The sequence below is a fragment of the Myroides odoratimimus genome (assembly GCF_030326305.1).
GTDB lineage: Bacteria > Bacteroidota > Bacteroidia > Flavobacteriales > Flavobacteriaceae > Flavobacterium > Flavobacterium odoratimimum_A.
In genome coordinates this window covers 62,298-88,142 of sequence record NZ_JACAKB010000014.1, presented here as the reverse complement: position 1 = coordinate 88,142, position 25,845 = coordinate 62,298, and the positions used below count along the sequence as shown (strand labels likewise).

Genomic DNA, 25,845 nt, shown 5'->3' with positions numbered 1-25,845 from the left:
AAGGATTAATAACTATAGCTGTACAGTATTAAGTAGGATTATTAACTATAGCTGTACAGTTATAGTAGGACGAGACATGTTTTGTATGAAATGAGTCCGTAGTGAGTCCGTTATCAGTCCGCAGTAACTCCGTTAAATCGCATAAAATAACGGAGTGAATACAGAGATGCGATATAGGTACTAATAAGGTATTCGCAATCTAGGTGAAACTAGATTAGAAGCTAAGTAGAATAAGTATAATAGAAAAGGCTGTCCGTGGACAGCCTTTTTTGGTATTGATTATAAGAGTATAAATGTGGAATACTATTTCCATCCACCACCAAGAGCTTGGTATAGTTTTACTCTCGAAATTAGTTTGTTCAGTTTTAGTTTGTTTAGGTTTAGCTCACTATCTAGCATATTCTTTTGTGCATTGATAATCTCGATGTAGTTTGCATATCCACTGTTAAACAGTAAGTTAGATTGTTTTACACCTAGTCTAGAAGTAGCTACTTGCTCTTCGGCTATCTCTATCTGTTCTTTTACTGTCTCTAGTGTGATTAAAGCATCAGATACTTCTGTAATAGCTGTATAGACAGACTTCTGAAGATCTATTTCTGCTTTTTCTCTTTCTATTTTAGCTACTTCATAATCTGTTTTTAGTTTTCGCTTATTAAATAGAGGAGCAGCTACATCACCTATTAATCCACCAAACAAAGAACCTGGTATATTAAACCAATTCTTACCTAACATACTATTTAATCCCCCTGTTACATCTATCGTAAGAGAAGGGTATCTACTCGTCTGTGCTACACCTACTCTAGCATTACTCGCTTTTAGAGCTAGTTCTGCTTGTTGTACATCAGGACGCTGACTCACTAAGTATAGTGGTACTCCTGTTGTAAGTGTCTCTTGATAGTTGACATCAGCTAGTTTAGTATCTCGTTCGATAGCATCAGGTAGCTGTCCAGTAAGTAGGGATAATGCGTTCTCTTGGACTGCTATTTGCTGTTTTAGAGAAGGGATTAATGCCTTTGCTACTAACATTTGGTTACGCGTTTGTTGAATAGCAAGAGAGGTGGTTTGTCCAGCATCTCGTTGTAGTTCAACTATCTTTAGCGTATTCTTCGTTAATTCATAGTTAGACTGGGCTACTTCCATCTGCGCATCTAGCAGTAGTAAGTTATAATATCCTTCTGCTATATTAGCGATTAGAGCAGTCTGTACAGCCTTACGAGCTTCGTGAGTCTGTAGATAGTTCGCCAGAGCCTCTGCACTCATACTCTTCATCTTTCCCCATACGTCTAATTCCCAGCTTATACTAAGAGAAGAGACATATTGAGCAGAGTTTACATACATATTCTTAGGAGCTTCTTTTCCTTTATTTTCATAGTACTTACTAGCAGCTGATCCATAGTAATTAGAAGAGCGGTACTGATAGGCTACATTACCAAGTGTCATATCTACTGAAGGCAACCATTCTAGTTTAGCTTGTCTAGCCTTTTGGTCAGCTATTTCGATATTCTTTATAGCATTAGCGATGTCGAAGTTGTGTTCTAATCCACTGTTGATTAATTCGATCAACTTGTCGTCTTCAAAGAACGTTTTCCAATCGATATCTGCTATTCCTACTGAGTCTCTGGTACTGTTGATAGAATCTAGCTGACCTCTATACTGTTCTGGTAATTGAAACTCAGGTGCTTTATAGTTAGACTGTGGAGCACAAGAATGTAAGGCTAAAGCTGCGGAAACCACCGATACATATAAAGTGCTTGTTATAATTCTTTTTGTGTTCATGGTTTCTATCTTTTATTCATTAGTAAGTTTAGATTTAAGTTTTTCGTCCCAAGTCTGGAAGATATAGAATAGTACTGGGATAATAAATATACCCGCAATTACTCCAAATATCATACCACCAGCAGCACTGAAGCTGATAGAGTGGTTTCCTTGAGCCGATGGTCCTACTGTAAACATCAGTGGTACTAGACCTGCTACGAAAGCAAATGATGTCATTAGGATAGGTCTTAGACGCATTTTAGCTCCTTCCACGGCAGCATCGAATATCGACAATCCGTTTTTGCGTTGTTGTAGAGCGAACTCTACGATAAGGATGGCATTCTTCGCTAATAACCCGATCAGCATAATCAATCCTACTTGTACATAGATATTGTTTTGTAATCCTGCTAGATTAACGAATAGGGCTACCCCTAATAATCCTGTAGGTACAGTCAATAGAATCGCTACTGGTAATAAGTAACTCTCATACTGAGCACATAATAAGAAGTACACAAAGATGATACTTAGCCCAAAGATGATAATCGCTTGGTTACCCGAATCTTTTTCTTCTAATGACATACCTGTGTACTCATAAGAGTAGTTACCAGGTAGCTGTTCTGTTACTTCTTCTATCGCTTTCATTGCATCTCCTGTACTATATCCTGGTGCAGGGTTAGCTTTGATAGAGATAGAGTTATATAAGTTATATCTAGTCACGGTCTCTGGACCTAATACTTTCTTCAGTTTAATTAAGGTATTAGCAGGTAGCATTTCTCCATCTTTGTTTTTTACATAGATAGAAGAGAAGGACTGTGGACTCTCTCTAAATGGAATGTCTGCCTGCATATACACACGGTACGTTCTACCGAATCTATTAAAGTCTCCTGCTTTTACACGACCATAGTAGTTCTTGATAGTAGTCATAAGGTCTTTTACACTTACACCTAATGATTTTGCTTTTACATAATCGATCTCAAGTAAATACTGAGGATAGTTTGCTTTAAATGAAGTAAAGGCATTAGATATTTCTTCTCTGTCATTTAATTGTTTGATTACCTCATCACTCACCTGGTTAAACTCTGTAAATCCACCTCCCATACGATCTTGTAACACGAACTCAATTCCTCCGAAATCACCAAAACCAGAAATAGTAGGTCTAGGGAATACATTAAAAGAAGCCTCGTGTATCTGTGATAAATCGCCTTGTATCTCTGCGATAATCTTGTCTATATTCTTTACTTTACCTCTTTCTTTATAGGGTTTAAGGTTAATGTACCCCACTGCAAATGATGGACTGGCATTACCGTCTATCGTATTATATCCAGAGATAGCTGTCATCCCTTCGATATCTGTACGTTGTTTTAAGATACTATCTGCTTTTGATAATACTACCTTAGTACGCGCTAATGAAGCCCCTGGAGGCATCGCTAGAGAGTAGGTGATATAACTGTCATCTTCTCTAGGGATAAATGAAGAAGGGGTCTTGTATAAATATAAAACTCCAACTCCTATGATTAGGGCTAATCCTGCGATAGCTACCTTCTTGTTAGTAATTAACTTCTTGATCGTTACGACATACTTCTCTGTAAAACTGTCAAATGCAGTATTAAATGCAAAGAAGAATCTATTGCGCACTCTCTTAAATCCTGCTTGAGGTTTCTGAGCAGCGTATTCTTCTCCTGATGGTTGCTTTAAAAATAAAGCACATAGTGCAGGACTCAGCGTCAAGGCATTCACAGCAGAAATAAGAATAGCGAAGGCTAGGGTATAGGCGAACTGCTTATAGAATATCCCTGCAGGTCCTTGCATAAATCCTACTGGTAAGAATACTGCCGACATGACTAACGTAATAGAGATAATAGCTCTCGTAATCTCGTTCATCGTCGTGATCGTCGCTTCTTTTGCCTTCATTCCTGTATGATGCATCTTCTCGTGTATGGCTTCCACTACTACGATGGCATCATCCACCACAATACCGATGGCTAGTACTAAGGCAAACATGGTCAATATATTAATAGAGAAGCCCATTAAATAAATAAAGAACAAAGTACCTACTAGCGAGATAGGAATAGCAATAACTGGAATAATCGTAGAACGGAAATCCTGTAAGAACAAGTAAACAATGATAAACACTAAGAAGAATGCTTCGAATAGTGTACTTCTTACTTGGCTAATAGATTCGTCTATCTGCGCTTTTACAGAATAGCTAATATCGTAGTGAACTCCTTGTGGGAATGATTTAGACAGTCTCTCTAATGTTTTGCGTACTGCGATATCGATATCACGTGCGTTAGAACCATTGGTCTGTGTAATATTCATCGTTAGACCAGGGTACCCGTTCACACTGTTATCACTACCTACGTTAGATGCTCCGAACTCTACTCTGGCTACATCTTTTAGCAGTAGAACAGAACCGTCTTTATTGGTTTTAATAACGATGTTCTCATATTGTTCAGGTAAGTTAAATCTCCCTTTGTGCTTTAAAGCAGTCTCAAAGGCTTCATCAGATGTCTCTCCAAAACTACCTGGTGCAATCTCAAAGTTTTGATCTTTGATCGCACTGATGACATCTTGTGGAGTTAAACTATATAAGGCAAGCTTATCAGGGTTTAACCATGTTCTCATAGAGTAGTCACGAGCACCAATACGGCTCACAGAAGCTACTCCAGGTACACGAAGTAATTCACGGTTAATATTAATCTGCGTATAAGCTTGTAAGAAAGTTTCGTCATATACTTCTTCTGGGTGATCACTGTAGAAGTTGATCGTCATAATGTTACCACTAAGACGAGGAGTCACAGATATACCGTTCTCATTCACTTCTGATGGAAGATCACCAGCAGCTTTACTAACTCTGTTCTGTACGTTTACCGCAGCTTGATCAGGGTCAGTACCAGCTTTAAAGAATACGTTGATTGTTCCTGAACCACTGTTACTCGCTTTAGAGCTAATATAGGTCATATTGTCTACCCCGTTAATAGATTCTTCTATCGGAAGTAAAACACTCTGAGCAACAGTCTCCGCATTGGCTCCAGGGTAAGAAGTTGATACACTTACACTAGGAGGTGCAATCTCTGGGAACCTTGTAATTGGCAGTAAGGTTAGCCCTACTAGTCCTAGTAACACAAACATAATTGAGATTACAGTGGCTAATATGGGGCGTTCTATAATGGCTTTTAACATATTAAATTGTTTTGTAAGGCGAGTACAAATACTCTAAATTCTGTTTTTGTCTTTTGAATAAGGCTTTGTTTAGTTTAAAGGTTTTACATACATCCCTTCAGTAAGTTTATCAAAACCAGTTTTGATAATTCTGTCTCCTATATGTAATCCTTCAGACACGATAAAGTTATTTCCTGACACTCCATTTAATTCGATAGACTGTAACTTTACTTTGTCTTCCTTATCTAAGATATAAACGAAAGTCTTGTCTTGGATAGAAGTAGTTACTTCTTGTGGAATTAAAATAACACGAGGATTTGTTTCTTTTAGTTTGATAGTTCCCGTATTACCTGATCTCATTACGTCTTTAGAGTTTGGGAACGACGCTCTTAAAGAAATAGAACCTGTTGTTCTGTTTACTTGTCCATTGATCATGTCTACTTTCCCTTTCTCAGGGTATTCGTGTCCATCTGCTAAGATTAGAGAAACGTCTGGTAAGTAATGACCATTACTGATACTAGCAGTATCTGTTTTCTTATTGTCTTTGCTAAAGTATAAGAAGTCAGACTCACTCATCCCGAAGTACACATATACTTCACTCACGTCTGATAATACAGTTAGAGGTTCTTTATCTCCTTTAGACACTAAGTTACCGATACGCTTAGGCATACGTCCAATATATCCACTTACAGGTGCTTTTATAATAGTATAGTCAAGACTAATCTTAGCACTATTAACAGCAGCAGTAGCTTTAGCCAAAGAGGCTTTAGCGATGTCATAGTTAGATTTCGCTGTTTCTAATTGTACTTGAGCGATAACCTCATTATCGATAAGCGGTTTTAGACGGTCTATTTCTAGTTTTGCGTTTTTAAGCTTTGCTTTTTCTACATTCTCTGTAGCGATCATATTGTTCAAGACTTCTTGGTAAGGTAGTGGATCGATTTGAAATAAAGGTTGTCCTTCTTTTACAAAAGCACCTTCATCTACGAAAATCTTCTCAAGTATACCTTCTACCTGAGGTCTGATTTCCACGTTTACTTTTCCCTCTATATTTCCTATATAATCTTTGATTGTAATTGCAGTTGTTGTATCTACTTTTATGATAGGTAAGGCTAAAGCATTTTCTTTAGGATCTAGTGTTTTAGATGAACCTATATTGCAGCTGTTAATTCCTATCAATGTACCAAACATAATCAACGCTGAAAATGCTACTAAAACTGTTTTTCTACTTGTAATCATAATTCTTTAAATACTATTTGTTGTTGTAGGTGAGAGTCTATCTCCACAATAACCTTACTCAATACTAATGCCAAAAAGACTTTATTTATAATTAAAAACTAATTTAATGAATTTAAATGTTTGATTTGTAGGTTTTTGTGTTTGATTTGTATTATTGAGTAATAGTTGTTATTGTTTAAATTTAGCTAATCTTATTTATAAAAGTTGTTGCTTTTTGTGGTATCGCTCCACATATTGGCAAAGATAACGTTTTTAGAATAGTAAGAAATAGCTTAAATTATTAAGTAAACATTAATTAATACTCATAAATTATGTTAATAAAGGTGTTTGGGAGTGCTGTATTTGGAATCGAAGCTACAACTATTACAGTAGAGGTACACATAGATGGAGGAGTAGGATATCACTTAGTAGGGCTACCTGATAATGCGATAAAAGAGAGTAGCTATAGGATAGCAGCAGCATTGAAGAATAATAGTTATAAGTTCCCAGGAAGGAAGATAACGATTAACTTAGCACCTGCAAATTTACGCAAGGAAGGTTCTGCTTATGACCTAGTGATTGCTATAGGTATATTGGCAGCTTCTAATCAGATGTCATTACAAGAAGAGTTGTCAGATTATATTATTATGGGGGAGCTATCTCTAGATGGTACTGTACAGTGCATTAATGGAGCACTCCCTATCGCTATAAAGGCAAAAGAAGAGGGATATAAAGGAATTATAATTCCAAAAGAGAATGAGAAGGAAGCCGCTATAGTAGAAGGATTAGAGGTATATGGTGTTAGTAATATAAAGGAAGTAATAGACTTCTTAGAGGGAAAGGGAGAGTTAGTACCTGTGGAGTTAGACTTCGCTAAGATGTTTAGTGAAGAGTCTGAGCATCATTTAGAGATAGACTTTAAGGATGTGAAGGGACAAGAGAGTATTAAGAGAGCCATGGAGATAGCTGCAGCTGTGTTAATTCTAATATTAAATGAGAATGAACATAGATAAACGAGAATAAACATAAGTAAAGGATAAGATGAAAATATATAGAATAAGAAAGTTTTACATCATTAGTAACTGATTAAGCAAAAAAGAAACTAAATTTACAGAAGAAAAATTAAGAGAGTAGATTTCTAATAGTAAGGTAAATAATGAATGAATTCAACAATAAACTTACAGAGTCTAGAAAACTAGGAAATGAGGAAGAGCTTAAATTTGTAGAGATAGCAGATTTACATCGTAAAATAGGTCTTGCAAAAAACGAACGTATGTGTCCTAAATGTTTGGAAATAATTATCTCAAAATATAGACATGATTTTGTTCGATGTGAATGTGGATATCTTGGGTTAGATGGTGGAGAGGATTATACAAATATTCATTTATTTTAAATTTTATTTGTATCGTAGAAATAAGGACTTTGTTTATTAAATTTTATACTTAAAAAATAATTGTGATGGAATACTTAGCGGGAAATATAGCGAATGATAATGATTATATATTAAAAAGTATATGGGAAACCATATCTCAAAAATATCATAATGAAGATTGGATAATGGGGTATAAAACCCCCTCTTTTGGTAAAAGTGTTGATGAAACTCCAAGCATTATAATTAGAAGTAGTGAATTTGGTATTACTTTGATTGATATTGTTTCTGATGAAATATTAGAATTTGATGAAGAAAATGAATATTGGAATACACGTAGTAATGAATATGTTTTATCTAGGGATATTGTCTTGGAGTTATTTGAGAAAGAATTAATTAATAAATTAAAAGATGATAATAGACTTTATGATATACGTAAAGATGAGTTTAAGTTTGAGCTAACAATTAATAAGTTATTGGTGTTTTCTCAAAATAAGGAAGAGGAAATTAAAAAAATAAATGCTGAGGCAAATGTAACATTGTGTAATAATTATGTTTGCTCTGATAATTGGACAGATTTTCATAAATTTTGGAATGTAGGGAAAGAAAATATTCATAAACAATACTTAGATATTATTGACTCTATTTTTGATGGTTCATATGTTTATGGTAATACTACAAAACGAAAAGTAACTAATGACTCAGAAGTAACCATGAGTTCCTTGATAAAAGAATCACTTAATACAATTTTTAAACTCGATAGTACACAAAGACAGGTTGCTTTACAGATCCCTGCAGGACCACAAAGAATCAGAGGATTAGCTGGTACTGGTAAAACAATAATTTTATGTATGAAGGCTGCTTTGGTGCATAAATTTTATCCAGAAATGAAAATTTTATTTGTATTTAATACACAAAGTATGTATAATCAAGTGGAGGGATTAATTACAAAATATTATTTTAATGAAACTGGTAAAATGCCTGATTTTAGTAAGCTTAATATTTTACATGCGTGGGGAGGTAGTAATAAACCAGGGTTGTATTATAATACAGCAAAGTCTTTAGGTATAAAACCTCTTAACTTTATGAACGTTAAGTATGAAGCTGATCCTTTAGATGCAATTTATAAGAATTTATTGTACCATGGTAAAGAACAATTAACTGCTTACTATGATATGGTTTTGATAGATGAAGCTCAGGATTTTCCTTCTTCTTTCTTTGAAACTATCTACCTTTTAACTAAGTTTAGTGATGATACTAAGTTAAAAAGGATTATTTGGGCATATGATGAATTTCAATCATTAACAGATATTAAGATTAAGGAACCTAAAGAACTATTTGGAATCAATAAAGACGGGGAAGCTAATATGCCTAATGATGTAATAGAAGGTGAATATCTTGGTAATATTAAGAAAGATTTTATTTTACCTAATTCGTATAGAAATCCCAGGATAGTTTTAATGGTGGCCCATGGTTTAGCTCTTGGATTATATACTGATAGAAAGGTTCCTATGCTTTATAGGGATGATTGGGAAGCTAGAGGATATACATTGTTAACTCCAGATAAATCGATGTTAACTGAAGGGGACAATGCTAAATTAACTAGACCAGAAAGAAATAGTAAAAATGATTTAGAAAAGATATTGCAAAGTAGGAATAGTGAAGAAAAACTAATACAGATAGTTGATAGTGAGACAAATCAAGGGCAATTGGAAAAAGTTGTACAAAAAGTAAAAAATATCATTATCAAACAAAAGGTTGAACCAGATGAAATTATTATAATAGATATTGATACTAAAAATTCTAAAAGTAATTTTGAGTTTATCAGACAAGCTTTAGATTATGAAGGTATTAAATGTATTACACCAGGATATATTGAAAGTAATGATTTATTTAAGGAAAAAGGATTTGTTACATTAACAACACCTTTTAGAGCAAAAGGAAATGAAACAAATGTTGTTTTAATTATTAATACTAATAAAATTTTAAATGATAGAACATTTAGAATTAGAAATTCTATGTTTGTGTCAATAACTAGATCTAGAGGTTGGTGTTATTTATTTACTAATGGATTAAATAACAGTAAGCTAAAAGACGAGTTTGATATGATTATTAAAGATTATCCAAATTTTAATTTCACAGTTCCTTCAATAGAATCTATCCAAAGAAGATATTCTATATTAACTAGTACTAAGGATCTTGAGAAATATGATAATCAGCTTGATCTTATGCTTAAAGATAAAGAATTAGAAGCTTTATTAGTGGAGAAATTATTATCTAATCCAGCTTTAATTGAAAAGCTAAAAAGTGGAAAGAATGAAAATAGATGATATTTTAGAAAATTTAAATGATATTAAGTCTCTTTATAAAGAATTTATCATAACTAATAATTATAAGAAAGTTGAGAATAATAAGATAAGTTGGGATAATTATAAATCAGGAATCTTTAAGAATTTCTATAGTAAAGAGTATGAGTATGTTATAAAGAATAGGCAATATAGTTTTTTGTTAAAGGACAATCTAGGGTGTGTTCAGTATTATTATGAGTTTGATAAGGATAAAGATAAAGAAGAAGTTTTATTAAAGGTAAAGATGGCATATTATCCATATCCTGTTGCAACTAAAGATAAAGTCGATGATTTTGAGAATTATTTAGAAGATCCGTTAGATGAGTATTTAATGGAATATTATTATGACATATGGGAAATTTTTAATCATCAGTTTGAGTTAAACCTTAATGATACTGAACTTCAGGAAATATTGTATGAATCGAAATCACGAGGTAATAATGAATCTATTGAAAATTTATTATTAGCAAAATTTGATGATAAATATGAGTATACTAATTCATCTCATATTAGAGTTGATTTTGATGCTAAAGTAGTTTCACATAACAAATGTGAAATACAGATTGGAGCTGTTAATAATATTCGTTTTCCTTTGAAAGAGATTATATCCCCCTTAACCTTCTTTGACTTTATTGTGAAGAATATATTTAGAGGTTCTTCAAAGTATGATGCTTTAATTAAGACATTGGAATATAAAACAAAATTTAGTATTCATAGAAAAAAAAATATTATTCCTATAAATAATTTTAAAGAAGATAACTTACATATTATTTAAAGAATTATTGTGTTACTGTTATCTTAATTTATATCACTATGCGTTTTAGTGTAAAGAGGGAGAGTAATAGCTCTCCCTTTTTTAAGAAATTTATATACCTTCATAATCTAAAGGTTGTCTGATAAACTCAAAATTACTTTTAGAATTTTTAGTATCAATATCTATTATAATAATTTCATCTGGTTCAACCTTTTGTTTGATAATTCGTGTTTTCTTCTATAGGATTATTCGGTTTATATTTTTCTTTTTTATGTTTAAAATAAAAATTCTGTTCTTTCCACTTTAGTGTTGGTTATATGTTTGTCTATAATTTGAAACAGATATTTTTCATATTGGTTATACATAAAATGAATAAAAAACTTTTTCTCACCTATTTTATCTGTTTTTTGAAGTGCATCGATATATTCTTTTTTATCTTGAATATTTACAATAGTTAAGGGTAAATTATAATAAGCCAGAATATAATTCATCAAAAGCCTACTTGTACGACCATTTCCATCTCCAAAAGGGTGTAACGCAACAAGATTGTAATGCATATCAAAAGCTAAATCAGTAATTTCTCTTATTGAAAGATTGACTTTCATTTTTTCATTAACAGTCTGTACAAGTTTTCTGATTCTTCCTTCAACCTTATCAAAATTAGGATAATTGTGGCCTCTCCCATTGGTAACTTCCCATTTCCTTAATACTCCTTCGGACATATCAAATGAACCAAATGCATTAGTAAAAATTTCGCCAGTATTCTTTAAAACCTTTGCATTTATCTTTTGAATTAGTTCTACTGTTATATTATTCTTTTGATTTGCTTGTTCTAAGACAAAAGATAAGGCGTTTGAATGATCCGTAAGCATGTATAAATCATACAAATCTCTTCCTTTAGGAGTTAATTTATGGTGTAGTAATATTTCTGATTCTATTTCAGATAAGCTTAATCCTTCTAATTTAGTAGAATGATAATTAATTATTAATTGATTGAATTTATCAAAACCTTGGATGTTAGGTGTATTTATATTGTTGAATGTTTTGATTAATTCTTCTAATTTATTCATAATTATAAATGATTTAGTTTTACTTATTAAGGATCTTTTTATGTTGTTCAACAAACAATTTTATTTTGGTAATTTCTAGTTTTTTAAATGTTTTCATGACTGATTATTTTTGATTTAAGTATGTAGTAATTTACTTATTTATTAATATTTAGTATTGTTTTTTTTACTTTTTGAACAGTGTTTTTTGAACAATCACATAGTTTTGCAATTTCATTTAATGTTGGCGGATATTTTTTATTGAGATAAAATATTACCGTAGAATACTTAGAAAGGAACTTCTCTGCTGATTCAACAGAATTCCGTGCCCTGCCTTTATAAATTCCTTTTGCCTTTGCTATTGCTATTCCTTCTTTTTGTCTTTCTAATATCGAAGTTCGTTCCATTTCACTTATATTAGCTAACACACTTACTATAAGCTTAAAAGTTTGATTTTCTTTATTCTTTATAAGACTCTCTAATCCTAGATTATCTATTTTAAGACAGATTTTTTTTTCATGAAATTTTTCAATAGTTTGAAGAACATCTAGGGTATCCCTTCCTAATCTATCAATACTAGATATGCTAATGTAATTTATTTTTAAAGATGTAATATCATTTAGCAATTTGGAACCTTGAATTCTTTTTGCAAAGGGAATTGAACCACTTATTTTGTCGATGTAAAGTAGTTCTTCAGGATATTGTTTAATAAGTTGTCTTTCTATATTTTGATTTAAAGTTGATACTCTAATGTAACGTGCTTTCATTATAAAAATAGGTCAAATTTAGGGTGGGTATGATTGGTATGTTTTCAGTTTAGTAAATTGCTTTATAAAGATAAATAAATTAGATCATATTTAGACTATAGTCTAAATTTAACTTTTGGTGTAGTTAAAAAATATTCTCATATTTGTTTGTAATTGTAACATAAAATATTGATAATGATTTCTATAGTTGATGAGTTAATAGAAGTGACTAAGTACAAGCAAGAGGCAATTCATGATTATTGGATATTAATTTCGTATCGTGAATCTATTTGGAAAGAAGAAACTTTTAAGGAAGCAATACTCATCAACGTTGAAAAAAAGAATTATTATAGAGATAATATTTTAGAGAATTCAAATTTGCATATTAAAATTGAAATTGAAGAAATCAGAACTATAAACTTTCCGTTAGGGTCAATATTAGATAAAAATGGAAAATTGTTGTGTTCTCCATTGGATTGTGGTAAGGGGCAATTTATGTATGATTACGAAATTTTTATTAATACTAAAAAAGATAAATTGATCTTATTCAATAATGAGGAGTCAATTGATTTTAGTTTCATACAAGGGGTACCTTGTTATTTATTAAAAAGTTCAGGTATTGAGTTTATTATACCTATACATACTATTCTTGATTTTTTATTTTATCATGATACAGAAGTTACAAATTTCTTAGTAAAGGATTTTGATTTAATAGATTCAGTAACTAAGATAAGTAGAGACACTTTGTCGTTTTCGTCAACTATAATTAAGCAGGCTATAGTAGAGAAGATAAGCCCTTATTTTTTCACTTCATTAGATACTGGTTTAAATGCTTTAAGAAGTATAAATGCACATAAATCTGTGTGGCTGAATCAAGAAAAAATGCTTGAAGAATGTAGAGCTTATGTCACTACAGAGTTTCCTTTTAGTCCTGCTTCTTTAAAAGTTAGAGGGATGTTTTTAACTAAATATCTAGATGAATCTAGAAAGTTTTTGGTATTTGGAATAGATGATGCTTACCCATATAAAAGTAGTAAACCATTTATTAATGTAGACGAAATATTATTAGAGGACTTGACTGATAGAAGGAGTATAGATGTTCCCAATGCTGAGTATCAAAATGGATCTAATACAAGAAATATTAAAGGTAATTTTAAAAATGAAGAGGATTATAAATTAACAAGGTTTCCTACTAATAATTCGTTACCAGAAGTTGAAAGTAAAACTTTAAAGAGTAAAAAAATTAACTTTAATGTAAAAATTAAAAAATTAGAAAAAAAAGAACAACATCATAAATATGCTAATAATAGTACGATAGCTAAGGAAATAGATGGAGTTAGTACAAATTATAATGATTATGATAATACTACTAATATTACTAGGCTTGTAACTAAGGAAATTGAAACCGATTTTTCTTTTTTTAAAGTGTTTTTTAAGGCAATGAATCTATTAAATGAAGAAGGTTGTAAAGTTGAGTACTTAATGCTTAATGGATATCTTAATTCAAATATAACGTGGTTGTCTTGTAGTTCAGTTTCTAAGTTTAACATTAGTTATTTATTGGTAAGTATTTGTCAAATTGAAGTAAAGGGAGAAAATTATGTTATAATCGAAGCAGGTAAAAATTATTATATAGGAATGTTTAAATGCTTAGATGGTAATAAATTTAAGATTAATAACGATTTAAGATTATCGACTTTTTTAAGCAAAGTAATTAATAGACACGATTATAATTGGTCAAAAATAAATTCAATAGAAAACATTAAATTTCAACAAAGGGATCAAATTAAGATATTTATGCCGTTTGTACACCCTTGTAGCAAAGTAAATGAACTTGAAAAAGAACGTGTAGAAGCGTTTCTTATCATTAATGAAATGGCTGAGAAATTAGTAGATAAAATAAAAAAGAGAGTAACGAAAGATATTTGAATTAGATAAAGTTTTTAAGTAACCAATATGGATAATTGTTGTTATTCCTAACATATGATTTATGAATATTGTTTTCTGTTAAGAAATTATTTAGTGTATCTGGATAGTCTTCAAATAAAGTATAGACATCAAGAATTGCTGATCTTCGTTCTTCAAGTGACCAAAGCCCTAAGTTCTTCTTTTGGGATGGGATATTTGTTCGGTTTAATTTTTTGATTAAGCTTTTTCTTAATCTATTTTCTTTAGAGTCATGAAGATACTTTTCTACTAGTAAGAAGAAACCGTCAAAAAATAAAAATGAGTATGAGGTAATTTGATTATAACCAGTATCAATTGTATTGTTTATAAATAATTGATAATCTATTTCTTTATTTGTTGGAGTTAAGTCCTTGGTTGTAATTGTACTTAAATCATGACCACATTGGCAAAATTTCAAAGAATATGGATGTATTAGTTCACTCGTGTTAATAGAGCGATTATTTAAGTGATAAGTAATTGGATTACCACATTTATCACATCTATCTTTTAGTCTAATGTTGCATTCTACACATATAATAGAACTTGTTAGTCGCCATTTCTTTTTAAAGTATGGAATATCTTTATTTAAACATAAAGGGCAATATAACGTTCCATAGTTTCTTCTTGCTTGATTGAATATTCCTAGTGGGAGAATACCTTTAGTATATGTTTTGTAAGTATTTATTTCAAAAATAATACCTTCATAACTGCTTAGAAAAAGGTTGTCTATTTCTAAATCATTAAGAAATGTGTGTGTGCGTAATGTTTTAGTTAATTCAAGTGGTTTTAGTAGATCGATATTTCTAGCTAAGTAATTATATTCATTTGAAAAATATAATTTAAGAAAAGTATAAACCTTTACCTGATGCTCATATGCTAATCTGCAAACCCAAGATGAGAATAGCTCATCATCTTGAGGTGGGATGTATAAGGGCCATATTGTTTTTCCTTTTATAAAAACCATTTAGTATAAAATTTGTTTACGTCTTTTGAATGGAGGTATATAATCTATAGAATCAATTATCTGGTTATCTATTTTTTCTTTGCTTGTCTCTATTGCTTTGATGCAAGCTAATTCAAGTATTTTTGAAATTTCACCTATTAGCCCATCGCTTTTACTCAAAATATTGTCAGCTATTGAATTTTCAATTAGTAAAGATTCTTTCTTGAGAGGAAGAACCTTTTCAAAACTAGCTAATAATCTTTTGTATTCTAAGTCATTTGTCCATTTAGGTAATACTTTTGGTTCAAACCTATTAGATAATTGAGGGTCTGTTTGAATGGCATTAAAAGCATCTTTTGTACCAGCACATATAATTGGTATTTGTAATTCATTTGAAAGAAATTTTATAACATTTAGAAAAGTTCTTTGTTTTCTACTTGAACCCGCTAATACATGATGTATTTCATCAATCATTAATAGTTGAGTTTCCATTTTTTTTAATAGATTAATAACACGTTGTTGTCTAGAATCGATTTTTTCAGTAGTTTTTGTAGGTGCAAATAAACTGTCTAGTATAATATTATAGAATCTTTTTTCATCTGGCTCTGGGGGAGCTTGTACATACACAACTGGGTTGATTACTTGTGAATCAATACTTCTAATATAAGCCTCATTTCTTTCACTATACTTTCTTAGGATAGCAGTTTTTCCATTATTAGAGTCACCAACTAGCAAGAGGTTTGGCATTCTATAAACTTTAGGATAATTCTTTAGATCCTCTAGTTTTTTAAATATATCAATAGATTGGGTATAGCCAATCCAAATAAATTTTTTAGCCATCATAATTCGTTCTTCGGGAGAACAATTTGCTATTAGTTCACGGGTTTTATTGTTTAGATGTTCCATTAATTATTCAATATCTTCAAATGGTTCAATAGATAAGTCTGTTTTATTAGTAATCAATACACTTGTCGTAGTTTTAGGTATAGAGATTTTCGTGACGTCTCTTCTTTTTTCTTTTCTAGTTAATAATGTAGATGATTGTTCAATCTCCTTTAGCTCTTTGTAAGCAGAAAAAATAGAAGTTTCATCAATGTTTTCTACTTTGTTTTTTCTTAGTTTACGAATTACGTCTCTATGTTCCCATATTGTGATAGGAGGTAATGATGTGTCTTTATAAGGGATTTCGAAGTATTCTTTAAGAAATGGATCATAGAAATACACAATGCTGATATCTCTAGGATTAGTACGAAAAATATATTTCTCTTTTTTTCCATTTTCATCTTTAGAGTTTATATATACCCTTAAGACATCATCATAGTAATGAATATGATTAAGCATGATACCATACTCTTGAATAGTGCGTTCAACATAAGGCATAAAGTCTAAACGAACTTTCTGTTCATTAAATAATCTCGGTGGGATTCCTTTCCCAATATTAGTTGAAGTACCTAGAATACCTTCTTTAAATTTATTAATAGGTGTATCATTTATTGTGCTATGAATACGTTTATGGTATATTTTTGTTATGTATATAGTTAACCAACATTCAAATTCTTCTAAAGTAAAAGAGGCATTTTTTTTGGAATCATAATTACCTCGATCTTTAGTGTTTGAAAAAGTTGTACCTGGTAGATCGTGAATTTCCTTAGCAAATGTTCCTAATAGCCTTTCTATGTGACCTCCAAAGTGTGGTGTTGCAATAGGTCTGAAATTTAAGTCTATTCCATATTCTTGAGTAGCTTTTTTTAACATATTACCATGAAATTCTTTTGCATTGTCTACATGTATTGTATCCATTATTCCCCAACATTCCCAATCAGTATTTACGTCTATTGAAGCTAACCAGTTTTCTTTAGGTAGAATACAATGACAGATACACATACCAACACTTAATGAGCTTGGAGGATCATAAGATAAATAAAAACCCATTATAGCTCTTGAGTACACATCAATAGCAAGTGTTAAATAAGGTCTTTGATATGGTTGTCTTGTATAACTATCAACAAGTATAATATCTACAGGGGTGTGATCTATTTGAACTACAGCAAGTGGGTAATCTGCACCAGGGAAAGAGCCTTTGATAGGTTCAAAATTATCTCGTGCTATTTTCGCTCCATAACGTTTTCTAATTCTTTCTTCTTCAGTAATGTTTTTAATTCTATTTCTAATAGTATTAGGGTGGGGAGCTTTTATTCCTATTTCGTGACAAACTAAATTGATTTCTCGTATTGTTTTAGTTATAGAGTGTTTAGAGCTTGAAAGATATACTGAATGTATTTTGTCATTGATTATATTATCAAGGTTCTTAGGTAATTTACTTTTCCCTTGTTGTATCCCTTTCTTTTTACCTATTAAAGACGATACTAGTCCTGACTCATTATAGCTTTTTAACCATCTATAAATGGTAGCCATACTAATGTTGTTTTGATGCGCGATGTTTTTAACTAAGTCAATATTGCCTCTATCACTTAGTATTGGTTTAATAATTTCAAATCTATTGACAGCTTTATCCCACTGTTTTTCTGTAAGACTAAGCAAATCATCATTCTTTGAATCAGAATTTATAGGACTTAATAAATTATTAGGAATTGTATGTATGATATTTGTATATATTTCTTCAATTGAGACAGTATTTATGTCTATTATTTTTATAATAATACAATCTTTATTTTTATAAACTACTTTTTCGCCAATTCGAATTAAAACTCTATTCATGATCAGTTACCCATATTACAGTGTTCATACTTAGTTTTTGTTGGTAATCGAAAGATATTGAATATGTTGCAATTCCGTACCATAATAAATATAAAAGTTCAGCTTGTTTTCTTTCGTCTTTAGCTAAATCTTGTATTAAATTCATAGGATTTGATCTTTTTAATTCAAGGAGTCTATTTATTAGCATTGTTAGTTCTTCTATATTTAAGTTGAAGTTGGTATATTTATAGTAATGTAGAAATTTAGCATTCCATCCTAGGGGAGTTCTAATACTGTGTTCATTGATAATCTTAAATGTATATCCATTATTTCTACAAAGCTCTTTCGCAGCATTAAACTTTGTACTAAGAATCTTTCTTTTTTCTTCTATTTCTTGGGAATATTTTATTTCTATTATTTCTTTAGAACCATTCCAGTATTCCACAATAAAGTCCGGAACATAATACTTCTCTATATTATCTTCTATATAAAATATTTTTATTGGTTGTTCAAAGTATCTTTTTACTTCAGTATCAAATTCTAGTAAATAAATGTAATCTCTTTCTAAAGATGATTCGAATTCTATACTCTCATTGTTTTTTACGCTATTTATCTGACCAGTGACTGATAGTTTATTTGGATAAATTCCTCTAACTTTTTTATAACTTGTTCTCATCCTTTACTGTATTTATAACCTTCTCTTTTGCTTTAATAACTTTTATTCTTATTTATTTCTGTAATTAATAGTGGTTATTTAATTAATATTCTCATTTATGGGTGTAATTTACACTTAGCCAAAAGGGAGTAAAAATTAGCAGTTTAGTAATCAATAGGTAGTTTTATGAGAAAAGGTGATCAAATCGTTGAGTTTTTTGAGTTAGAGAATATGGTAACTAATGAGATGTATCAGAGTAAAAAGGAATTAGTAAATGACTCAGGTACTTTTGTGACTTATCATATCTTTGATTCTGCTGATATTATTATTCGACAGTATTATCTGAAGTATACACAAGATTTTGCCTTGCACTATATTTTTGAAGAAATAGAGTATGTAGAGTTAAGCTTCTTTTTCGGGAAGCATATCGTCAGAGATGTAATTAATGGAACGCCTAATAAGTATTTACCTTTTCACTGTTATTTGTCTTATTTAAGCACAGGTTCTACAGCAGATGTTATATTTGAAAAAGATGCTGTGTATGAACATTTAGATATCTATCTACCTTTAGACTTTTTTAATGAATGGAGTCAGCAAGATGAGATTATAGCGGAATTTACTACTGCGATAAAGAATGACCAGACCTGTAGATTAATTAAAGATATTAAACTGACACAAGAACTTTTAGTATTACTAAATGAAATCAAAACATGTAGTTATAAAGGGATGGCAAAAGAGATGTATACAAAAGGAAAAGTGTTAGAGGTGATATCCGTGTTATTACATGAGCGAGAGGCGGGAATAGAGGAGTGCTCTAAGTTACAGTTAGGGGTAAAGCTGACACCAGAAGATGAACTAATACTATCTAATATAAAAGAATTTATAGACCTTAATTACCGGGAGTTTTATACTACTGAAGAGCTGTCTAAGCTATTCTTTATGAATGAATATAAACTAAAGAAAGGATTTAAACATTTATACAATCTAGGACTATTCGAATATGCTCAACATAGACGTATGAATATTGCTATACAGAAGTTAGAAGAAGCACATCATACTATTGCAGAGATAGCTTTTGACTTAGGCTATTCTTCTTCTGTAGCCTTTTCTAAAGCTTTTAAGAAGCACTTTGGGTATCCTCCTAAGAGATTTCATTTAACCTAGTAATACTAATTAAAAAAGACGGAATACTTATAGTGAAGTATTCCGTCTTTCTAATATTATAAACGAAACTACGGATTATGCCATAGTAGTGAAAACGTTTTGTACGTCGTCATCTTCTTCGATTTTGTCTAATAATTTTTCTACGTCAGCTATTTCTTCTTCAGAAAGTTCTTTTGTTACTTGTGGTATTCTATCGAATCCAGAAGATAAAATCTCAATTCCTCTACCCTCTAATTCTTTTTGGATAGATCCGAAGCTTTCAAAAGGAGCATAAATCATTACACCATCTTCATCTTCAAAGATCTCATCAATACCAAAATCAATTAATTCTAATTCGAACTCTTCTAAATCTCTACCTTCTTCTGCAGGGATTCTGAAGTTACATGTATGGTCAAACATAAACTCAACAGAACCTTGTGTACCTAAAGTACCATTGCATTTATTGAAGTAACTTCTAATGTTTGCAACAGTTCTATTATTATTATCTGTAGCACATTCGATTAAGAAAGCGATACCGTGAGGTCCGTATCCTTCGAATATTACTTCTTTATAGTTTTCAGTATCTTTATCAGTAGCACGTTTAATGGCACGCTCTACGTTATCTTTAGGCATATTAGCTGCCTTAGCATTTTGTATTACGGCACGAAGGCGAGCATTAGCCTCGGGATTAGGTCCACCTTCTTTTACAGCCATTACGATATCCTTACCAATTCTTGTAAACGTTTTTGCCATAGCAGACCAACGTTTTAGCTTACGTCCTTTTCTAAATTCAAACGCTCTTCCCATAATAATTTGTTACTTAATTTTATAAATGCAAAAATAACTCATTATTCAAATATATCATAAAAAAAAAGGGAGCTTATTTTTAAGCTCCCTATTCTTTTGTCTTATTTTTTATAAAAAGGTGTTTTTACCACTTTTGCTTCAACATCATTCTTACGAATACGGATGAATATTTGGCTTCCTTCAGCAGCTAGTGCTACAGGTACATATCCCATACCGATTCCTTTACCTAATGAAGGAGATTGAGTACCAGAAGTCACTTTTCCGATTACGTTACCTTCAGCATCTACGATTTCGTAGTCATGTCTAGGAATACCTTTACCGACTAATTCGAATCCAATCAATCTATTCTTGATACCTGCTTCTTTTTCAGCTTTTAAATTATCTGAGTTGATAAAGTCTTTTGTGAACTTCGTTACCCATCCTAATCCAGCTTCTAATGGAGAGATTTCATCGTTTAGTTCATTACCGTATAAGCAGTATCCCATCTCTAGGCGTAATGTATCACGAGCAGCTAATCCGATTGGTTTGATTCCCCAGTTAGCACCCGCTTCGAATACTTTGTTCCATACAGTTTCTACATCTTCATTTTTAACGTAAACTTCAAAACCACCTGAACCAGTATATCCAGTAGCAGAGATTACTACGTCTTTTACTCCAGCGAAAGTATCAATTACAAAGTTGTAAAATTTGATATCAGCTAAGTTAACTTCAGTTAAGCTTTGCATAGACTCGATAGCTTTAGGCCCTTGTATAGCTAAGATAGAGTAGCCATCAGATAGGTTTTCTAATGTCGCATTCATATCATTGTGAGAGCTTACCCAGTTCCAGTCTTTCTCAATATTTGATGCATTTACTACCATTAAATATTCATTTTCATTTACTCTGTAAGTAATGATATCATCTATAACTCCTCCAGAAGTATTAGGGAAGTAGCAGTACTGAGCTTTACCATCAACCAATACAGAAGCATCATTAGAAGTAACTTTTTGGATTAATGCCAAAGCATTTGGTCCAGAAATTTTGAAGATTCCCATATGAGATACATCAAAAACACCAACACCGTTTCTAACTGTTTCGTGTTCAATGTTTACTCCCTCATATTGTACTGGCATATTAAATCCTGCAAATGGAACCATCTTCGCTCCTAAAGCTTCATGGATATGGTTTAAAGTTACTTGTTTCATTGTGTTGTTAATGATTTAATTATAATTAGGTGCTAAAGTAAGTTTTTTTTACCTCAAATAAAAGTGCTTTTAGGTGGAGATTGATGGAGTAGTATGAATTAATTATAATATTGACAGAATATGCTTTGTTTTATTATATATAATTCTTTGTTATTGATTTTTAATTGATTATAGTTTTTGTTATCTTAGAGTAATCTAATTTATAAAGAATTAAAGTATGGAAAGAGCAATTAAAATATTGGTAGCACTTCTATTAATTTTAAGTGCATTTACTTCTTCATCAGATTTTGATCTTTTAGTAGGATTTATCGTAATGGTAGGTTTAGGAATATTAGCTTATAATTCTCATATTAATAAGAAACTAATCGAAATGGGAATGTATATTCTTATTATTGGAATATTTCAACCATTTTATGCTATCCCGATAGAGCATATCTGGTGGTTGGTAATAGAATTAGTTGCAGCAGGTTATTTAGTTTTATCTGCTGTATTTGCTAAGACTAGAGTAGTAGAACAGGATTAATCTTATCACTTTTTGTAAATAAACAATTGATAATAAGCTTACCATGACCTTTGTAGTGGTAAGCTTTTGTTTTTTTAGTGTATGTATTGTTTCTATGACTTAGGTGAAACGTCAAAAGAGATATGAAATTATCTTTTTTTGAATAAAATTAAGTTTTTTTGAAAAAGATGTATGTAGTTGATTATAAGTTTTTTTAAATGTTATTTTATTGAGTGATATTCTGTTTTTATATTAATTTATTACGTCTAGTTATTTTAAATGTTAATGTTTGTGTTTTTTTGTATATTATCACTGTTAAACTTTTGAAGATATTTAAGAACATCTAATTATTTTAATAAAAAACAGAGTGGGGACTTGTTTTTTTTTATATAGATGATTCTGATTAGGCCATTCTTTTGGATGGCCTTTTTTTAAGTTTAATAAACTAAAAGTTAGTATTTGTGTTTGCAATTTTAGTTTTTAAGGTGAGTAAAAAGCCAGGGTGAACTACCCAGGCTTTTTTGTTTTTATACTTGTTGTTTCAAGTCTAGATTAAATATTAGCTCAATACAGTAGAAGGAATGTTGCTTTACTGTTCTTTTATTAGTTTATAACTATGCTATAATAGTGAAATTACCAACTCAAAGCTATTTCGTATAATTGCTTTCGTTTATGTATCAATCACCTAATTTGAAGTAAACTAAAAAGCAAAAAAAACCAGAGCTATTGCTATCGCTCTGGTTAAAAAAAATGAAAGGTATTATAAAAAAAAATGATGATTAAAGTTTCAAGTTCTTTAGTCTTAATGAGTTTGTAATAACAGATACAGAACTAAAGCTCATTGCAACAGCTGCAATCATAGGTGATAATACTATTCCGAAGATAGGGTATAGTACACCTGCAGCGATAGGTATACCGACACTATTGTAGATAAAGGCAAAGAATAAATTCTGCTTAATATTATTCATCACCCCATGACTTAGATTAATAGCCTTAGGTATCCCTGCCAAATCTCCTTGTAGCAAGGTTACTTCTGCACTTTCGATAGCCACATCCGTTCCAGTACCCATAGAGATACCTACATTTGCTTGGGCTAGAGCAGGTGCGTCATTTATACCATCACCTGCCATAGCTACTATTTTTCCTTGTTCTTGTAGTTTCTTTATTTCGTTTAATTTATCTTCAGGCATTGCTTCTGCTAAGAAATGTTTAATATTCAATTCTGTTGCAACAGCCTGCGCAGTTTTAGGATTATCTCCAGTAATCATAATTACTTCAATCCCTTTATTTTGAAGCTCTTTTACAGCTTGTTTACTCGATTCTTTTATTTTGTCATAGAGTACAGCATACCCTATTATAATATTATTATCTGCGATATAAGACACTGTCTTTCCTTGGCTTTGTTCTTTCTCTACTTGTTGTAGTAAGTCATCAGTTAGTGGAGCGTTCACTACTTCCATAAGTGCTTTATTCCCTAGAGAAATTCGCTTTTTATCTACTAAGCCTTGTATTCCTTTTCCTGTAATATTATTAAACATCTTTACAGATGTTAGACTTAGACCGTCTTCTTTTGCTTTTTTAGTAAATGAGGTAGCTAAAGCATGCTCACTATTTTGATTAAGTGAAGCTGTCAGTAGTAGTAAATCCTCTGCTGTATATTCAGAAGAAATACTTACTATTTTTTCTACTGATGGTTTACCTTCCGTCAGCGTACCTGTCTTATCTGTGATTAATACATTTACTTTATTAGCTGTTTCTAATGCTTCTGCATTTTTAATCAGAATACCATTCTGAGCACCTTTACCGATTCCGACCATTATAGACATAGGTGTAGCTAAGCCTAAAGCACAAGGGCAAGCAATGATTAATACTGCTAATGCATTGACAAAGGCATAGGCTAATCTAGGTTCAGGTCCTAATGTCTTCCATAGAATAAAAGTAGCTATGGCAATTATCACCACGATAGGTACAAAGTACTTTGCTACCTGATCAGCTAGTTTCTGAATAGGGGCTCTTGAACGACTAGCATTATTTACCATCTCAATAATCTGAGAAAGTAGTGTCTCGTCACCTACTTTTTCGGCAGTCATGATGAATGAACTATTTCCATTAATAGTACCAGATACAACTTTATCTCCTTTTATTTTGTGTACAGGAATAGGCTCTCCAGTGATCATAGCTTCATCTATACTAGATTCTCCTTCTATAATTTCGCCATCTACAGGTATCTTTTCTCCTGGCTTTACACGTAGATGATTTCCTTTAATAATCTTATCTATTTGTATTATTTCTTCTCCCTGTTCAGTAACTAAAGTTGCTTCTGTAGGAGAAAGTTTTAATAATTCTTTTATAGCTGTATTTGTACGACTATGTGCTTTGGCTTCCATTACTTGTCCTACTAATACTAGGGTAAGAATTACAGCTACAGATTCAAAGTATAGATGGATACCATGCTCTCCTTTAAAATCGTCTGGGAATAGGTTAGGGAAGAATAAGGCTACAACGCTAAAGATTAATCCTGCTGCAGATCCTAAACCGATTAAACTAAACATATTTAGGTTCCATGTTTTAAAAGAAGTCCAAGCTCTAGTAAAAAACATCCAACACACATACACTACAGGAATGGTGAATAATAATTGAATGTAATTATTCCATTCATGAGGTACTATTTTTCCAATCGGGTCTCCTGGAATCATTGATCCCATAGCAAGAATAAATACTGGAATGGTGAAGGCTACAGAGATACGCAGTTTTTTTAGCATATCTGCATAGGTAGTATCTTCTTGTTCTACTAGAACAGTCTTAGGCACTAAATTCATACCACACTTCGGACAATTACCTGGTTTGTCATAGGTTTTATCGCCTTCACATAACATAGGACAGTAATAAACTGTTTTTTCTATTTTGGGAGCAGGGATTTGCTCTAAGTTCATACCACATACAGGACAACCTACATTGGTATCATAGACTTTATCTCCCTCACATAGCATCGGACAAAAATATTTACCAGCTTTGTCTTCCATTCCCTTAGGCAGTTCCTGTTGATACATATCTTCTTCTGATACTTCTACAGCAGGTAGAATCTCTTGTGTACCATCTTCTTTAGTTATTACTTCTTGAAGGATATAGTTCCCTTTTTTTAATAAAGCCTTTTGTAAGGTTAAGGTATCTATATCGTGATGAGATTCTATTTGAGCATTTTCATTCTCTAATGAGACTTCTGCTTGTATACCGTGTATTTCATTTAAGGTATCCTCTATTTTGGTTCTACAACCATTGCAGCTCATACCACTTACTTTATATTCTTTTTTCATTTGTACAGTAATTCTTTTTATGCAGATACAAAGTACGAATAAAAAGACATATATAGTGTTATACAATTTTGAAGAAGGGTTATATAGTTTTGTATCATTATGAGGAGAATTTATTTTTATTGATTAACTAATTCAGATTTGTTCTCTATTTTTTTTGCTGCTTCATGTTATGAACTTTGTTGACCGTATTTTTATAGGATATTGATCATATAGTGGTCGCATTAAAAACGGGCTAATCTATGCGACCACTATGTA

At 31.4% G+C, this 25,845-nt stretch carries 18 protein-coding genes and 1 pseudogene; 7 read left to right on the top strand and 12 right to left on the bottom strand.

Annotated elements, in window-relative coordinates:
* Positions 1 to 303: 303 nt before the first annotated feature.
* From HX049_RS11410 to HX049_RS11400, 3 genes are all read right to left on the bottom strand, one after another.
* On the bottom strand, positions 304 to 1,776 hold the full coding sequence (locus HX049_RS11410; protein WP_286415917.1) for an efflux transporter outer membrane subunit: 1,473 nt from the start codon (positions 1,774 to 1,776) through the stop codon (positions 304 to 306).
* A gap of 12 nt (positions 1,777 to 1,788) precedes the next feature.
* Complete coding sequence (locus HX049_RS11405) at positions 1,789 to 4,938, bottom strand: efflux RND transporter permease subunit (protein ID WP_286415915.1); 3,150 nt, start codon at positions 4,936 to 4,938, stop codon at positions 1,789 to 1,791.
* Between the two features lie 69 nt (positions 4,939 to 5,007).
* Positions 5,008 to 6,156, bottom strand: coding sequence for an efflux RND transporter periplasmic adaptor subunit (locus HX049_RS11400; protein WP_131540703.1), 1,149 nt, complete (start codon positions 6,154 to 6,156; stop codon positions 5,008 to 5,010).
* A gap of 311 nt (positions 6,157 to 6,467) precedes the next feature.
* Between HX049_RS11400 and HX049_RS11395 the strand changes: the two are divergent.
* From HX049_RS11395 to HX049_RS11380, 4 genes and pseudogenes are all read left to right on the top strand, one after another.
* Positions 6,468 to 7,109: pseudogene (locus tag HX049_RS11395) on the top strand (magnesium chelatase domain-containing protein); the annotation flags it as partial.
* A 182-nt stretch (positions 7,110 to 7,291) separates the two neighbouring features.
* On the top strand, positions 7,292 to 7,528 hold the full coding sequence (locus HX049_RS11390) for a DUF7695 domain-containing protein (protein ID WP_286415912.1): 237 nt from the start codon (positions 7,292 to 7,294) through the stop codon (positions 7,526 to 7,528).
* A gap of 65 nt (positions 7,529 to 7,593) precedes the next feature.
* Positions 7,594 to 9,834, top strand: coding sequence for a DEAD/DEAH box helicase (locus HX049_RS11385; RefSeq protein ID WP_286415910.1), 2,241 nt, complete (start codon positions 7,594 to 7,596; stop codon positions 9,832 to 9,834).
* Positions 9,821 to 10,627, top strand: a complete 807-nt coding sequence (locus HX049_RS11380) for a DUF2290 domain-containing protein (protein ID WP_286415907.1) — start codon at positions 9,821 to 9,823, stop codon at positions 10,625 to 10,627. Before HX049_RS11385 ends, HX049_RS11380 begins: the two co-directional genes overlap by 14 nt.
* A gap of 254 nt (positions 10,628 to 10,881) precedes the next feature.
* Here the strand turns inward: HX049_RS11380 and HX049_RS11375 are convergent, their stop codons facing one another.
* Together HX049_RS11375 and HX049_RS11370 are read right to left on the bottom strand one after the other, a co-directional pair.
* Positions 10,882 to 11,676, bottom strand: a complete 795-nt coding sequence (locus tag HX049_RS11375; protein ID WP_286415905.1) for a Fic family protein — start codon at positions 11,674 to 11,676, stop codon at positions 10,882 to 10,884.
* 134 nt (positions 11,677 to 11,810) lie between these two features.
* Positions 11,811 to 12,419 (bottom strand): recombinase family protein, encoded by a 609-nt coding sequence (locus tag HX049_RS11370; protein ID WP_286415903.1) that lies wholly within the window; start codon positions 12,417 to 12,419, stop codon positions 11,811 to 11,813.
* 174 nt (positions 12,420 to 12,593) lie between these two features.
* Here HX049_RS11370 and HX049_RS11365 point away from each other — a divergent pair, with 174 nt between their 5' ends.
* The gene (locus HX049_RS11365; RefSeq protein ID WP_286415901.1) at positions 12,594 to 14,327 is read left to right on the top strand and encodes a hypothetical protein; all 1,734 of its coding nucleotides are present in this window, start codon (positions 12,594 to 12,596) and stop codon (positions 14,325 to 14,327) included.
* A gap of 1 nt (position 14,328) precedes the next feature.
* Here the strand turns inward: HX049_RS11365 and HX049_RS11360 are convergent, their stop codons facing one another.
* The 4 genes from HX049_RS11360 to HX049_RS11345 are packed head-to-tail and all read right to left on the bottom strand — an operon-like array spanning position 14,329 to position 18,661.
* Positions 14,329 to 15,309: a TniQ family protein gene (locus HX049_RS11360; RefSeq protein ID WP_286415899.1), complete on the bottom strand. Its 981-nt coding sequence runs from the start codon at positions 15,307 to 15,309 to the stop codon at positions 14,329 to 14,331.
* Positions 15,310 to 16,194, bottom strand: coding sequence for a TniB family NTP-binding protein (locus tag HX049_RS11355; protein WP_286415897.1), 885 nt, complete (start codon positions 16,192 to 16,194; stop codon positions 15,310 to 15,312). It lies immediately after the preceding gene.
* 3 nt (positions 16,195 to 16,197) lie between these two features.
* Positions 16,198 to 18,006 carry a helix-turn-helix domain-containing protein gene (locus HX049_RS11350; protein WP_286415895.1) on the bottom strand — a complete coding sequence of 603 codons (1,809 nt, stop codon included), beginning with the start codon at positions 18,004 to 18,006 and terminating at the stop codon, positions 16,198 to 16,200.
* On the bottom strand, positions 17,999 to 18,661 hold the full coding sequence (locus HX049_RS11345; protein ID WP_286415893.1) for a TnsA endonuclease N-terminal domain-containing protein: 663 nt from the start codon (positions 18,659 to 18,661) through the stop codon (positions 17,999 to 18,001). The genes HX049_RS11350 and HX049_RS11345 overlap by 8 nt, the downstream gene beginning before the upstream one ends.
* 165 nt (positions 18,662 to 18,826) lie before the next feature.
* On the opposite strand from HX049_RS11345, the gene HX049_RS11340 reads away from it, so the two are divergent.
* Positions 18,827 to 19,804 (top strand): AraC family transcriptional regulator, encoded by a 978-nt coding sequence (locus tag HX049_RS11340; RefSeq protein WP_286415892.1) that lies wholly within the window; start codon positions 18,827 to 18,829, stop codon positions 19,802 to 19,804.
* A gap of 75 nt (positions 19,805 to 19,879) precedes the next feature.
* Here HX049_RS11340 and HX049_RS11335 read toward each other — a convergent pair whose 3' ends face one another.
* Positions 19,880 to 20,590 carry a YebC/PmpR family DNA-binding transcriptional regulator gene (locus tag HX049_RS11335; protein ID WP_041889880.1) on the bottom strand — a complete coding sequence of 237 codons (711 nt, stop codon included), beginning with the start codon at positions 20,588 to 20,590 and terminating at the stop codon, positions 19,880 to 19,882.
* Between the two features lie 101 nt (positions 20,591 to 20,691).
* The gene (gcvT, locus tag HX049_RS11330; RefSeq protein WP_131540709.1) at positions 20,692 to 21,774 is read right to left on the bottom strand and encodes a glycine cleavage system aminomethyltransferase GcvT; all 1,083 of its coding nucleotides are present in this window, start codon (positions 21,772 to 21,774) and stop codon (positions 20,692 to 20,694) included.
* 217 nt (positions 21,775 to 21,991) lie between these two features.
* Here gcvT and HX049_RS11325 point away from each other — a divergent pair, with 217 nt between their 5' ends.
* Positions 21,992 to 22,297 carry a DUF6804 family protein gene (locus HX049_RS11325; RefSeq protein WP_286415888.1) on the top strand — a complete coding sequence of 102 codons (306 nt, stop codon included), beginning with the start codon at positions 21,992 to 21,994 and terminating at the stop codon, positions 22,295 to 22,297.
* A 758-nt stretch (positions 22,298 to 23,055) separates the two neighbouring features.
* Here HX049_RS11325 and HX049_RS11320 read toward each other — a convergent pair.
* Positions 23,056 to 25,590: a heavy metal translocating P-type ATPase gene (locus HX049_RS11320; protein WP_286415886.1), complete on the bottom strand. Its 2,535-nt coding sequence runs from the start codon at positions 25,588 to 25,590 to the stop codon at positions 23,056 to 23,058.
* Positions 25,591 to 25,845: the final 255 nt, after the last annotated feature.

Coding starts and splice junctions, on each gene's coding strand:
- HX049_RS11345 (WP_286415893.1), bottom strand. CDS start 18,661: ATGAGAACAAGTTATAAAAAAGTTAGAGGAATTTATCCAAATAAACTA.
- HX049_RS11370 (WP_286415903.1), bottom strand. CDS start 12,419: ATGAAAGCACGTTACATTAGAGTATCAACTTTAAATCAAAATATAGAA.
- HX049_RS11410 (WP_286415917.1), bottom strand. CDS start 1,776: ATGAACACAAAAAGAATTATAACAAGCACTTTATATGTATCGGTGGTT.
- HX049_RS11405 (WP_286415915.1), bottom strand. CDS start 4,938: ATGTTAAAAGCCATTATAGAACGCCCCATATTAGCCACTGTAATCTCA.
- HX049_RS11360 (WP_286415899.1), bottom strand. CDS start 15,309: ATGGTTTTTATAAAAGGAAAAACAATATGGCCCTTATACATCCCACCT.
- HX049_RS11355 (WP_286415897.1), bottom strand. CDS start 16,194: ATGGAACATCTAAACAATAAAACCCGTGAACTAATAGCAAATTGTTCT.
- HX049_RS11385 (WP_286415910.1), top strand. CDS start 7,594: ATGGAATACTTAGCGGGAAATATAGCGAATGATAATGATTATATATTA.
- HX049_RS11375 (WP_286415905.1), bottom strand. CDS start 11,676: ATGAATAAATTAGAAGAATTAATCAAAACATTCAACAATATAAATACA.
- HX049_RS11340 (WP_286415892.1), top strand. CDS start 18,827: ATGAGAAAAGGTGATCAAATCGTTGAGTTTTTTGAGTTAGAGAATATG.
- HX049_RS11380 (WP_286415907.1), top strand. CDS start 9,821: ATGAAAATAGATGATATTTTAGAAAATTTAAATGATATTAAGTCTCTT.
- gcvT (WP_131540709.1), bottom strand. CDS start 21,774: ATGAAACAAGTAACTTTAAACCATATCCATGAAGCTTTAGGAGCGAAG.
- HX049_RS11325 (WP_286415888.1), top strand. CDS start 21,992: ATGGAAAGAGCAATTAAAATATTGGTAGCACTTCTATTAATTTTAAGT.
- HX049_RS11335 (WP_041889880.1), bottom strand. CDS start 20,590: ATGGGAAGAGCGTTTGAATTTAGAAAAGGACGTAAGCTAAAACGTTGG.
- HX049_RS11365 (WP_286415901.1), top strand. CDS start 12,594: ATGATTTCTATAGTTGATGAGTTAATAGAAGTGACTAAGTACAAGCAA.
- HX049_RS11390 (WP_286415912.1), top strand. CDS start 7,292: ATGAATGAATTCAACAATAAACTTACAGAGTCTAGAAAACTAGGAAAT.
- HX049_RS11350 (WP_286415895.1), bottom strand. CDS start 18,006: ATGAATAGAGTTTTAATTCGAATTGGCGAAAAAGTAGTTTATAAAAAT.
- HX049_RS11320 (WP_286415886.1), bottom strand. CDS start 25,590: ATGAAAAAAGAATATAAAGTAAGTGGTATGAGCTGCAATGGTTGTAGA.
- HX049_RS11400 (WP_131540703.1), bottom strand. CDS start 6,156: ATGATTACAAGTAGAAAAACAGTTTTAGTAGCATTTTCAGCGTTGATT.